At 67.6% G+C, this 10435-nt stretch carries 15 protein-coding genes; 8 read left to right on the forward strand and 7 right to left on the reverse strand.

Going from position 1 to position 10435, the window contains the following annotated elements:
* From BN2156_RS16335 to BN2156_RS16350, 4 genes are read left to right on the forward strand one after another with little or no spacing between them, the layout of a single operon-like run.
* Window positions 1-285, forward strand: a complete 285-nt coding sequence (locus tag BN2156_RS16335; RefSeq protein ID WP_090516096.1) for a monovalent cation/H+ antiporter complex subunit F — start codon at window positions 1-3, stop codon at window positions 283-285.
* On the forward strand, window positions 282-635 hold the full coding sequence (locus BN2156_RS16340) for a monovalent cation/H(+) antiporter subunit G (protein WP_090516097.1): 354 nt from the start codon (window positions 282-284) through the stop codon (window positions 633-635). Before BN2156_RS16335 ends, BN2156_RS16340 begins: the two co-directional genes overlap by 4 nt.
* The gene (locus BN2156_RS16345; protein WP_090516098.1) at window positions 622-1536 is read left to right on the forward strand and encodes an SAM-dependent methyltransferase; all 915 of its coding nucleotides are present in this window, start codon (window positions 622-624) and stop codon (window positions 1534-1536) included. The genes BN2156_RS16340 and BN2156_RS16345 overlap by 14 nt, the downstream gene beginning before the upstream one ends.
* Window positions 1533-2300 carry a hypothetical protein gene (locus BN2156_RS16350; protein ID WP_090516099.1) on the forward strand — a complete coding sequence of 256 codons (768 nt, stop codon included), beginning with the start codon at window positions 1533-1535 and terminating at the stop codon, window positions 2298-2300. Before BN2156_RS16345 ends, BN2156_RS16350 begins: the two co-directional genes overlap by 4 nt.
* Window positions 2301-2316: 16 nt before the next feature.
* On the opposite strand, the gene BN2156_RS16355 is transcribed toward BN2156_RS16350, so the two are convergent.
* Together BN2156_RS16355 and BN2156_RS16360 are read right to left on the reverse strand one after the other, a co-directional pair.
* Entirely contained in the window at window positions 2317-3138 is an 822-nt protein-coding gene (locus BN2156_RS16355; protein ID WP_090516100.1) for an alpha/beta fold hydrolase, read from the reverse strand.
* 16 nt (window positions 3139-3154) lie between these two features.
* Window positions 3155-3781 (reverse strand): LON peptidase substrate-binding domain-containing protein, encoded by a 627-nt coding sequence (locus BN2156_RS16360; RefSeq protein ID WP_090516101.1) that lies wholly within the window; start codon window positions 3779-3781, stop codon window positions 3155-3157.
* A gap of 61 nt (window positions 3782-3842) precedes the next feature.
* On the opposite strand from BN2156_RS16360, the gene BN2156_RS16365 reads away from it, so the two are divergent.
* Window positions 3843-4859: an Lrp/AsnC family transcriptional regulator gene (locus BN2156_RS16365; protein WP_090516102.1), complete on the forward strand. Its 1017-nt coding sequence runs from the start codon at window positions 3843-3845 to the stop codon at window positions 4857-4859.
* Here the strand turns inward: BN2156_RS16365 and BN2156_RS16370 are convergent.
* The 5 genes from BN2156_RS16370 to BN2156_RS16390 are packed head-to-tail and all read right to left on the reverse strand — an operon-like array spanning window position 4846 to window position 7907.
* The gene (locus BN2156_RS16370; protein WP_090516103.1) at window positions 4846-5223 is read right to left on the reverse strand and encodes a hypothetical protein; all 378 of its coding nucleotides are present in this window, start codon (window positions 5221-5223) and stop codon (window positions 4846-4848) included. The genes BN2156_RS16365 and BN2156_RS16370 overlap by 14 nt on opposite strands.
* A 10-nt stretch (window positions 5224-5233) precedes the next feature.
* Window positions 5234-6364: a glutamate--cysteine ligase gene (locus BN2156_RS16375; RefSeq protein WP_090516104.1), complete on the reverse strand. Its 1131-nt coding sequence runs from the start codon at window positions 6362-6364 to the stop codon at window positions 5234-5236.
* Window positions 6345-7055 carry a superoxide dismutase[Cu-Zn] gene (sodC, locus tag BN2156_RS16380; RefSeq protein WP_090516105.1) on the reverse strand — a complete coding sequence of 237 codons (711 nt, stop codon included), beginning with the start codon at window positions 7053-7055 and terminating at the stop codon, window positions 6345-6347. Before sodC ends, BN2156_RS16375 begins: the two co-directional genes overlap by 20 nt.
* A gap of 10 nt (window positions 7056-7065) precedes the next feature.
* Entirely contained in the window at window positions 7066-7536 is a 471-nt protein-coding gene (locus BN2156_RS16385) for a LytR C-terminal domain-containing protein (RefSeq protein ID WP_210436656.1), read from the reverse strand.
* 59 nt (window positions 7537-7595) lie between these two features.
* A complete protein-coding gene (locus BN2156_RS16390; RefSeq protein WP_029110770.1) occupies window positions 7596-7907 on the reverse strand; it encodes a nucleoid-associated protein NapA in 312 nt (103 codons plus the stop codon).
* Between the two features lie 138 nt (window positions 7908-8045).
* On the opposite strand from BN2156_RS16390, the gene BN2156_RS16395 reads away from it, so the two are divergent.
* From BN2156_RS16395 to BN2156_RS16405, 3 genes are read left to right on the forward strand one after another with little or no spacing between them, the layout of a single operon-like run.
* Window positions 8046-8639, forward strand: a complete 594-nt coding sequence (locus BN2156_RS16395) for a peptide deformylase (RefSeq protein WP_090516107.1) — start codon at window positions 8046-8048, stop codon at window positions 8637-8639.
* Between the two features lie 12 nt (window positions 8640-8651).
* Window positions 8652-9557, forward strand: a complete 906-nt coding sequence (locus BN2156_RS16400; RefSeq protein WP_090516108.1) for an N-acetylglutamate synthase, CG3035 family — start codon at window positions 8652-8654, stop codon at window positions 9555-9557.
* 18 nt (window positions 9558-9575) lie between these two features.
* Window positions 9576-10388 (forward strand): exodeoxyribonuclease III, encoded by an 813-nt coding sequence (locus tag BN2156_RS16405; RefSeq protein WP_090516109.1) that lies wholly within the window; start codon window positions 9576-9578, stop codon window positions 10386-10388.
* The last annotated feature ends 47 nt before the right edge of the window (window positions 10389-10435 follow it).

A 10435-nucleotide genomic window follows, 5' to 3' on the forward strand; every position in this document is an offset into this window, starting at 1 on the left:
ATGACTACGGTCTGGACCATCGCCGCGGTCATGCTGGCCGCCGCTGCGGCGATCACGATGTTTCGTCTTCTGTCGGGACCCAGCACGCTGGACCGGCTGGTCGCGTTGGACACCCTGGTGGCCGTCACGCTGTGCGGCATCGGAACCTGGGCGGCGTACAGTCTCGACACCACCGTGACCTACAGCCTGACGGCGTTGGCGTTGATCAGCTTTGTCGGTTCGGTGAGCGTGGCGCGGTTCCGTGTGCCCGACACCAGTGAGCCGCGGCGGAAGCAGGCGCCATGAACATCCTCGACATCATCACCGCGGTCCTGATCCTGGCCGGGTCGACTCTGGCCTTGACCGCGGCAATCGGGGTGGTGCGGTTCGGCGACACCATGTCGCGGATGCATTCGGCGACCAAGCCCCAGGTGCTCGGGTTGCTGCTGGTGCTGGCCGGCGCGGCGATCCGGCTCCGCGGCCACGCCGATGTCGGCATGCTGATCCTCACGGGTTTGTTCACGTTGATCACCGCGCCGGTGATCGCCAACCGCGTCGGGCAGCTGGCCTACCGCGAGCAGCGCAACCGGGAGAATCTGCTGACCCGGGACGAGATGGCGGAGTTCGGGGAGACTGAAGGCGATGGCCAGAACTGACGACGACAGCTGGGACATCACCGAGAGCGTGGGTGCCACCGCGCTCGCGGTGGCGATGGCGCGTGCCAACGAGACCGTCACGGATTCCCCGTTGTTCACCGATCCGTGTGCGCAGCTGTTTCTCGATGCCGCGGCCGCGCGGGGGTGGCGCCCACCCACCGGGGCGATGGCGCAGCGGATTCGCGCCATCGGCGATTACGCCGCGTCGCGGACCAAGTGGTTCGACGAGTTCTTCCTCGCCGCAGGGGCTGCGGGCATCCGCCAGGCGGTGATCCTGGCGGCCGGGCTCGATGCCCGTGCCTGGCGGTTGCCCTGGATCCACGACAGCGTGGTGTTCGAGATCGATCAGCCGCAGGTGCTCCGGTTCAAGGAGGATGTCCTGGCCGCGCACCGGGTTGCCCCGAAAGCCCGGCATGTCGCCGTCCCCGTCGACTTGCGGCGCGACTGGCCGAAGGCGTTGCGGGAGGCGGATTTCGATACAACCGAGCCGACGGCCTGGTCGGTCGAGGGCTTGCTGCCCTACCTCCCCGCCGATGCGCAGGACCAGTTGTTCGAGCGCATCACCGAACTGTCGGCGCGGGACAGCCGGATCGCGGTCGAGGCCTTCAGCGCCGAGTTCTTCTCCGAAGACCACCTGGCACGCCGCCGCGAGCAGATCGAGAAGATGCGTGCCCAGGCCGGCGACAACGACGAGGACATGCCGGATCCGGAACGGCTGTGGTTCGTCGAGGACCGCGCCTACGTGCCAGACTGGCTCAGCCAGCACTGCTGGGAGGTCGGGGCGCTGCCCGCCGATGACCTGATGGCGCGCTACCACCGCACCCTGCCCGCCGACACCACCGAAGGCACCATGTCCACGGAGTTCGTCGAGGGTGTTTTCACCGAAACACATTCCGGATGACGCAGATTCGGCAGCCGGAGAATTGGAAGAACCGGGCTGCCGTGCTCGCCTTGGCATTCGTGCTGTTCGGCGGGATGGTGGTGGCCTGCCTCGTGATGGCGGCGAACGCGCTGCAGCGCGACGATGACGTGTACGCCGTCATCTCCGGCGGTTTGGCCGTCACCATCGCCAGTGTGCTGGTGAGCACCGCCCTCGGCGCGTTCGGATCGAGCACTCTGCGCGGGGTTTCGTCTGAGGCAGGCACGACGCTTCGACCCAGCCCGACGACCCGGTGGTGCATGGCCGTCGCCGCGATGAGCCTCACCTTGACCGCAGTGCTGTACCTGATGGCCGCACGGTGGCGAAACGACTTGCCGTTCATGAACCCCGGCAGTCCCGGTGATGCCACCACAATGATGTGGATACTGCTGATCATCACCGTGATCGGCTCCGGCTGGTACCTCGTGAAGGGCAAGACCCCGGTGGTGCGCCTCGGCCCGGACGGCGTCACCTACGTCGAGGGCTCGCGGGTGCACAACGAATCCTGGGACGACATCGTCGACATCACCGACATCTCACCGAACCGCCATTCCCGACAGCCGATCTGCCTCACGCGCGAGGATGACCGGCCCGTCGTGATCGAGAATGCGGGCCTGTACGCTCCCGTCGGCGCTGCGCTGTACTGGATGATGCGTCATTACTGGCGGCATCCGGAGAACCGCGTGGAACTCACCGACGGCCGTGCGCTCGAGCGGCTCGGCATCGCCGATTTCGTCCCGGAGTAGTCACCGGGTTTCATTGTCAGTGACCGGGTTTGGCTTCCAAGGCGGCGAGGAAACGCCGGATCGTGTCGGCAACGCGTTGCGGCACCATGGCGGTGGCGAAATGGGACTGGTCAGACCACGTCACTCGTTCAGCGTGCGGAAGCACCCGCGCCAAGCGGTCCATCCCCTCGGGTAGAGGCGGCCAGCTCAGGCCGCCCTGCATCAGCAGCACCGGCACGGTGATGGCCGCCCACCGGTCGACTCCCTGAGTGTCATCGGCCATCGCCTCCAGATCCGCACCGGCAGACAGTGTGGTGGTGCGGCCCAGTTCTTCACTTTCGGGCTCGAACGAGGCCGTCGCCACCACTTCCGCAGGTATGCACGCGACCTCCCGCGCGAAGAGCTCCAGCGCATCCCCATAACGCGCGTCGGCGCACAACCGCCGGTATCGGTCGAGGATCGGCAACAGGTGCGGGCCGGACAACAGCACGGGCGGTTCGAACAGCGCGAGCGAAGCTATGCGCTCGTCACCGTCGATCGCGGCGTGCAACGCGACCGTCGCCCCGTAAGAGCCTCCGACGACGTGTGCGCGCTGCCCGCAGGTCGCAGCCACCAGTCCCAGCACGCACCTCAGGTCGGCGGCCTCGACGGCGAAACTGTTCGGGCGCGTGCCCGTATCGCTCGGTGGGTGGTTGCGGCGCGCATACCGCACGGTCCGGTAACCGGTGAGCCGTTGCGCGATATCGGCCCACGAATCGAGACCACCGCTGGAGCCGTGCACGAAGACCACCGGCGGTCCGACCCCGTCCTCCTCCACCACCAATTCGGTTCCGTCGGAGGCACTCAGCGTCGAAGCCATCACCTGAGTATCCCGGCTACTCCGACAGCTGGAATTCCACCATCGCGGTGACGGTGTCGACTGCCTCGCTCAGTACCTCGACCCGCGCTGCCTCCGACGGGGCGGCCAACAGTGAATAGCGGTCGGCCTGCCCGATGGGTAGCCGACTCGCCAAGGCATACAAGCGGTTCTCCGGGTCGACGCCGGCGGACTCCACGATCTCACGGCTGCGGATCGGTGTGCCGCGAGCCTCCCCGATCCGGTCGAGCAACGCCACCATGCGGTCTTCTACATCGCTGATGCGCGCGGGGTCGGCCGGGCCGTCGGGTTCGTCGGGCCAGAGTTGGATCTCGGCGCGCGGGTACGGATCGTCGTCGAGCCAGCGCTGCACCCGGATTCGCTCCCCCATCACGCACAACAGCCGGTACTTGCCGGCACCGAATTCCTGGCAGTCCACGATCTTGGCCCGCGCTCCGACGTCGCACCGCCGGTCACCGCCGCCCACCTCGCGGCCGGCCGAGATCAGCACCACCCCGAAGGACGGCTCCGACATGGCCATGCAGTCGCTCACCATCGCCACATAGCGCGGTTCGAAGATCCGCAGCGGCAGCTCCTGGCCGGGCAACATGGCCACTTCGAGTGGAAACATCGGTGAGACCGTCATGGGGCCAGGATCGTCCTCCCTCTCGGGTTGGTCAATGCGCGTGAGCCGGTAGCCTCTGGTGATGCCACCGTCAGCGGAGCTTGAGGCAGCCCGCACGCTGCTGTCCGATCCGGGCTACACCGATCTCGACACGGTCGACCGCCAACTGATCGAACTGCTGCAGGCCGATGGCCGTATCCCATACGCTGAGCTCGGCCGTCGCGCTGACATCACGGAAAAGACTGCGCGCCGCCGTGTTTCGCGATTGTTGGACGAGGGCTACATCACCATCGCCGCCATCACCGATCCGGCGGTTCTCGGGTTCGGCTCGCTGGGGTTGGCCCTGCTGACCGTCGACGGATCGCGCACGCCGGTCGAGCTCGCCGCCGAAATCGCCCGGTTGCCCGAGGCCGATTACGTGACGGCGACGACGGGTCCGTACGGCGTGGTGCTGGAGTTGGTCTGCACCGATGCCCGCGAACTTCACGATGTGGCCTTCGGCACGATCGCGACGCTGCCCGGCGTGCGCTCGGTCGAACTGCTCCCCTACCTGCGGCTGCACTATCAGCAAGCCCGGTTGTCCGGTGTGCTGGCCGGCGGCGCGGTGCGGCCGCGCCCGCTCGACGACATCGACCGCGCGATCTTGACGCGCCTGGCCGTCGACGGCCGCGCCGCCTTCCGCGACTTCGCTTCCGCACTGGGCTTGTCCGAGACCACCATCCGGTCGCGTTACAGCCGGATGGTGGACACAGGTGCGGCCCGGGTGATGTGCATCGCCAACCCGCTGCGGCTCGGTTACCGCCACAGCAGCTGGGTGGCGATCCGCACCGAGGGCCGGACCGGCGCCCAGAAGGTCGCCGAGGCGCTGACCCGAGTGGAAGCGGTGTCGTACGTGGCGTTGACCGCGGGCCGCTGGGATGTCCTGGCCGAGGTGGTGACGGCGCGTGGCGAGGACCTGCTCAACGTGCTCGACGAGAGCATCCGCGGCCTCGACGGCGTCACCGCGATGCAGGCGTGGCCCTATGTCACGGTGCACTACAAGGCAATTCACCCGCGGCACGGCCGTGGGTGGCACCCGCATGCGGTCACTGACCGGTGATTACCCGCCAGACCGGGATCGACTTGTCGGAGATCCCGCACATCAGATTCGCCAGCTCCACGTAGACCTCGGGCGCGATCCCGATGACTTGCTCCTGCTCGCCGATCGCCTTCATCACCGCGAGCCGGCCCTGCTGGTCCATGGCGTCGTATTCGCCGCAGGTGGTGCTGGCCAAGCCGGGCGGCATGGTCGGAGCGGGCGATGCGGGCCGCTCGGTGGGCGGCCGCATCGTCGTCCTCGGGGTGGACGTCGTGGATATCGCGGTCTGCGCGGGGTCGGCCATCGGCGTACCGGCAGTGACATCACTGCAACCGGCCAGACCGATCGCCGCGACGACAAGCCCGGACAGCACGACGCGCTGCATATTCCTCACCCTACAGCTGCAGTTCGCCGACGAGGGCGTCCACGACTTCGCGAAGGTCGCCGTCGTTCTCCTCGGCCACTCGGCGCTGCCGCTGATACGAGCCCCCGCTGCGGTAGATGTCGGTCACCGAGGCGAGCTCGTCCGAGCATCCCAGCGACTTGGCCACGGGCTCAAGGTGATTCAGCAATTCATCGAGGTCTTCGGTGACCAGCCGCTCGTTGCTGTCGGCGTCGAGGATGATCACGGCGTCCAGGCCGTAGCGGGCCGCACGCCACTTGTTCTCCTGCACGTGCCAGGGCGGCATGGTCGGCAACTGCTCACCGGCGTCCAGCCTGCGGTCCAGATCGACGATCAGGCAGTGGGTCAGTGCGACGAGCGCACCGAGCTCACGAACGTTGGACACCCCGTCGAAGATCCGCACTTCAACGGTGCCCAGGTGCGGCGACGGCCTGATGTCCCAACGGATCTCGTTGAGGTGGTCGATGATGCCGGTCTTCTTCTGATCGTGGACGAATCCCTCGAACTCCGGCCAGGTCTGGAACTGGAACGGCAGACCGGCGGTGGGCAACTGCTGGAACATCATCGCGCGGTTGCTCGCGTACCCGGTGTCCTCACCGTCCCAGAACGGCGACGACGCCGACAGTGCCAGCAGGTGCGGGTACTGGTTGAGCAGTGAGGAGATGATCGGCATCACCTTGTGCGCCGAGGAGATCCCGACGTGCACGTGCACGCCCCAGATCAGCATCTGCCGGCCCCACCACTGAGTGCGTTTGATCAGCTCGGCGTACCGGGGCGCGTCGGTCAGCTGCTGCGCCGACCATTTCGCGAACGGATGGGTGCCCGCGCAGAACAGCTCCATGCCGCGGTCGTGCACGATCTTGCGCACGGAGCCAAGGGTGCCGCGCAGGTCATCCATCGCCTCACCGGTGTTCTCACAGATTCCGGTGACGATCTCGATGGTGTTGCGCAGCAGCTCCTTGTGCACGTGTGGGCTCTCGCCGACCTCGGCGATCACCTCGGCGGCTCCGTTGCTCAGATCACGAGTGTCGGCGTCGACGAGAGCGAACTCCCATTCGACGCCGACAGTTGGCCGGGGCGACCCGGCGAAATCGATACGGCTGTCAGCCGGCGCCGATAACACCGCACGCCACCCGACTTCCGGCGTCGCCGGTGGCCAACGTCGTCTGATCGGGACCCGGAGTGCCGTTCACCTGCTGGTAGCGCTCCGGCGGGATGTTGGCGAAGTTGTCGGACTTCTCGTGGATGATGATCGCGGTCTTGGTGCCGGCGAGCAGATCCTCGGCGGTGAAGGCGTCGGTGGTGGTCACCAGCTTTCCGGAGCCGTCCGCGCGGATCTGCAGTGAGCTCAGGTCACCGCTGCTGGCCGGATGCCCGGTTTGCCCTGCCACGTGAAAGTGACCTCCGGCGGAGTTGAAGTCACCGGGCGCACCGCCGGTCGGTGCCACGGAGTTGGCCTCGCACTTGCCGACGGAGTGGATGTGCAGGCCGTGGAATCCGGGAGCCAGCTTGCCCGGAGCGGTGGTCTCGACGGTGACGGTCGCGAACCCGTCGGCGAACTGGAAGTCTGCGGTTGCCACGGCGGTCCCGTCGGCGGTCTTGAGCTCCGCGGTCACCGTCTCGCCGCCAGTGGTGGCCTGCGCACCGTGCCCGCTGCCGTGCTCACCGGGAGCGGCCGAGGGCGAGGGCGATCCGGTCCAGATCGCCGGGGTGGTTCCGGGCGCGTCGGACGGCACCTGACCGGGAGGGCTGCAGGCGCTCAACGCGACAACAGGGGCAGCGAACAGGACGGCAACACTGACGGACTTCAGCATGGCCCAAAGCCTAGCCGGTGACTACTACGATCACGCCCGGTGGTTGCTCGGAAAGTTCCGGACGCCGCGGTTCGACGGGTGCCTGGATAGCCTTGCCGACGGCTTCGGCGGCTTCCTTCTCGCCCGGAGCCTCACCGAAGAACACCGTGGTGCCGGCGACACCCTCCAACGTGAGGTTGCCGGTCTCGGTGACGTTCCAGCGCGCTTCACGCAGCCGGTTGGCCGTGGTCTCGGCCGCACCGGGGACGTCGGAGATGTTGTACACCCGCACGTCGGCCTTGGCCTCGGGAGCCGGTTCGGCCTTGGCCGATGTCTTCGTGGTGCTCGTCGCGGTCGTCGTGGCCACCGCCGAAGACTGATCCGCGGAGTCGTCGTCTGAGCCGATCGCCTGGAACCCGACCAGCAGGAACACGACCCCGAGGAACAACAGCACCATCACCATGGCGCGGAGGGGTAACCCGGAGGAGTCTCGCTGATTCATCGCCACCACTGTATCGAGCGAACCGCCCGATCCCTCATCGCGTGACCTTTAGGTAGTGATTAGGTAGTGATATCGAAGCCGAGCCGCCGCGCAGCCCGCGCCTTCTGGCGGCTGGCCCGCATGCGCCGCAGCCGCTTGACCAGCATCGGGTCGGCAGCCAGCGCCTCGGGACGGTCCACCAGCGCGTTCAGCACCTGGTAGTACCGCGTGGCCGACATCGAGAAGAGCTCTTTGATCGCGTCTTCCTTGCTGCCCGCGTACTTCCACCACTGGCGCTCGAAAGCCAAAATATCGTGTTCGCGCCGGGTGAGCCCATCGCTCAGATCAGAGTCGTCCCCGGATTGCTCAGTCCGCGCCATGGCGCCGTCCATATTGCTCCCTGGACCCTTCCGATACGTGAGAAATGACATCGCTGTGGTTCGGCGATTATTCAACCACGGCTTGCTGGGTCCGGCTGACACATAAACCCGCGAGTCGGGGGAGAAGGCTTTCCCACTTAAGCTTCCCCCATGGCCGTCGTACCGATTTGCATCGTCGGAGATCCCGTTCTGCACACCCCGACCGAGCCGGTGCCGGTCGGCCCGGACGGTTCGCTTCCCGCAGACCTGCCCGAACTCATCCAGACCATGTTCGACACCATGGACGCGGCCAACGGGGTTGGCTTGGCCGCCAACCAGATCGGCGTGTCGAAGCGGTTGTTCGTCTATGACTGCGCCCCGACGCGCGGCCACACCACGCGCCGCCGCGGGGTGGTCATCAATCCGGTGCTGGAGACTTCAGAGGTTCCCGAGACGATGCCCGACCCCGACGAGGACGAGGAAGGCTGCCTGTCGGTGCCGGGCGAGAATTTCCCGACCGGCCGGGCTGACTGGGCGCGGGTCACCGGCCTGGACGCCGACGGTTCGCCGGTCACTCTCGAGGGCACCGACTTGTTTGCCCGGATGCTGCAGCACGAGACCGGGCATCTCGACGGGTTCCTCTACATCGACCGGCTCGTGGGCCGGCATGCCCGCGCCGCCAAGAAGACCGTCAAGCGCAACGGCTGGGGTGTGCCTGGTCTGTCCTGGATGCCCGGCGAGGTTCCCGACCCGTTCGGTCACTGATACCCGTCCCTGATGCCTGAGTTGCCCGCGCCCGGGTCCCGGGTCAGCCTGCGTTACCGGCTTCGGACCGGGTCGGCCAAGCCGATGACCGACGTCATCGGCCATCTGGAGGCCCTGGAGCCGGCGGTGCTGATCCGCACCAAGGACGGCGAGCTCGTCGACATCGATCCAGCCGACATCGTCAGCGTGCGCGAGCTGTCGCACGCCCCGGTGCGGGCCTCGGAGATCCGCGCGCTCGAACACGCGGCGGCCCTGGCGTGGCCGGGTGTCGAACAGCAGTGGCTGGGCGGCTGGCTGCTGCGCGCCGGGCACGGCGTCACCAGCCGCGCCAATTCGGCCATCCCGCTGGACGTCTCGGCGCAGATCGCCGACCTCTCCGCGGTACGCGACTGGTACCGCGAGCGCGACCTGCCGGCTTGGCTGGCCCTGCCCGAACGGCTGCTGCCGCTGCGCACCCCCGGGATCAAACCGGCCCGGGTCATGGTGCGTGACGTCACGCCGGGGCGACCATCGCCGTCGAGCGTCACGCTGGCCCAGCAACCGGATGCCCAGTGGCTGCGGATCTACCAGCGCGAGGTCCCCGTCGATGTCCTGACGGCGGTGGTCGACGGTGCGCTCACCTTCGCGACGGTGCCCGATTGCGCGGTCGGCCGCGGCGCCCTGACCAAGGCGCCCGACGGCACGGCCTGGCTGGGCATCTCGTCGGTCCGGGTCTCCCCCGACCATCGCAGGCAGGGCCATGCCCGGGCGGTGTGCGAGGCACTGCTGGCCTGGGGTGCCGAGTCGGGAGCCGGCCGGGCCTACGTCCAGGTGGAGATCGACAACCCCCCGGCCATTGCGCTGTACACCGCGTTGGGCTTCCGGCTGCATCACCAGACCCGCTATGTCGCGGCCGACAATGTGCTCGGTTCGCGCTGACCCGTAACCTCTATCCCCATGCGCCTGGCCACCTGGAACGTCAATTCGATCCGAACCCGAGCTGACCGCGTGGTCGACTGGCTGGAGCGGGCCGATGTCGACGTGCTGGCCATGCAGGAGACCAAGTGCACCGACGCGCAGTTCCCGATGCTGCCGTTCGCGGCGCTGGGCTACGAGGTGGCCCACATCGGGCTCAACCAGTGGAACGGCGTGGCCATCGCGTCGCGCGTCGGCCTCGACGACATCGAGATCGGCTTCCCGGGACAGCCGACCTGGAGCAGCAAGCCCGAGGAAGAGGCCATCGCCGAGGCCCGCGCGCTCGGCGCCACCTGCGGCGGGGTGCGGGTGTGGAGCCTGTACGTTCCCAATGGCCGCACGCTGGCCGATCCGCATTACGCCTACAAACTGGATTGGCTTGCCGCGCTGCGGGATACCGCGGAAGGCTGGCTGAAGGAGAACCCGGAGCAGCCCATCGCCCTGGTCGGCGACTGGAACATCGCCCCCAAGGACGAAGACGTCTGGGACATGGCCGCGTTCAACGGCAGCACCCACGTGTCCGAGCCCGAGCGGGCCGCGTTCCAGGCCATGCACGACGCCCAATTCACCGACGTGGTACGGCCTTTCACCGAGGGGCCGGGGGTCTACACGTACTGGGACTACACCCAGCTGGCCTTCCAGAAGCGCCGCGGCATGCGCATCGACTTCATCCTCGGCTCCCCCGGTCTGGCCGCCCGCGTCACCAATGCCGAGATCGTGAAGGACGAACGACGCCCCAAGAAGGGCACCACCGCACCCAGCGACCACGCCCCGGTCGTGGTCGAGCTCGGCTGAGCCTTTCGGTCAGTGCGGGACGGCTAACATTGGCCCGACGGGAGGGG

Origin of the sequence: Mycolicibacterium neworleansense, assembly GCF_001245615.1 — a bacterium.
GTDB classification, from domain to species: Bacteria; Actinomycetota; Actinomycetes; order Mycobacteriales; family Mycobacteriaceae; genus Mycobacterium; species Mycobacterium neworleansense.

Bases quoted from the DNA above. Each gene is read 5' to 3' on its own strand.
- BN2156_RS16335 (WP_090516096.1), top strand. From the start codon at position 1: ATGACTACGGTCTGGACCATCGCCGCGGTCATGCTGGCCGCCGCTGCG.
- BN2156_RS16340 (WP_090516097.1), top strand. From the start codon at position 282: ATGAACATCCTCGACATCATCACCGCGGTCCTGATCCTGGCCGGGTCG.
- BN2156_RS16345 (WP_090516098.1), top strand. From the start codon at position 622: ATGGCCAGAACTGACGACGACAGCTGGGACATCACCGAGAGCGTGGGT.
- BN2156_RS16350 (WP_090516099.1), top strand. From the start codon at position 1,533: ATGACGCAGATTCGGCAGCCGGAGAATTGGAAGAACCGGGCTGCCGTG.
- BN2156_RS16355 (WP_090516100.1), bottom strand. From the start codon at position 3,138: ATGGCTTCGACGCTGAGTGCCTCCGACGGAACCGAATTGGTGGTGGAG.
- BN2156_RS16360 (WP_090516101.1), bottom strand. From the start codon at position 3,781: ATGACGGTCTCACCGATGTTTCCACTCGAAGTGGCCATGTTGCCCGGC.
- BN2156_RS16365 (WP_090516102.1), top strand. From the start codon at position 3,843: ATGCCACCGTCAGCGGAGCTTGAGGCAGCCCGCACGCTGCTGTCCGAT.
- BN2156_RS16370 (WP_090516103.1), bottom strand. From the start codon at position 5,223: ATGCAGCGCGTCGTGCTGTCCGGGCTTGTCGTCGCGGCGATCGGTCTG.
- sodC (WP_090516105.1), bottom strand. From the start codon at position 7,055: ATGCTGAAGTCCGTCAGTGTTGCCGTCCTGTTCGCTGCCCCTGTTGTC.
- BN2156_RS16385 (WP_210436656.1), bottom strand. From the start codon at position 7,536: ATGAATCAGCGAGACTCCTCCGGGTTACCCCTCCGCGCCATGGTGATG.
- BN2156_RS16390 (WP_029110770.1), bottom strand. From the start codon at position 7,907: ATGGACGGCGCCATGGCGCGGACTGAGCAATCCGGGGACGACTCTGAT.
- BN2156_RS16395 (WP_090516107.1), top strand. From the start codon at position 8,046: ATGGCCGTCGTACCGATTTGCATCGTCGGAGATCCCGTTCTGCACACC.
- BN2156_RS16400 (WP_090516108.1), top strand. From the start codon at position 8,652: ATGCCTGAGTTGCCCGCGCCCGGGTCCCGGGTCAGCCTGCGTTACCGG.
- BN2156_RS16405 (WP_090516109.1), top strand. From the start codon at position 9,576: ATGCGCCTGGCCACCTGGAACGTCAATTCGATCCGAACCCGAGCTGAC.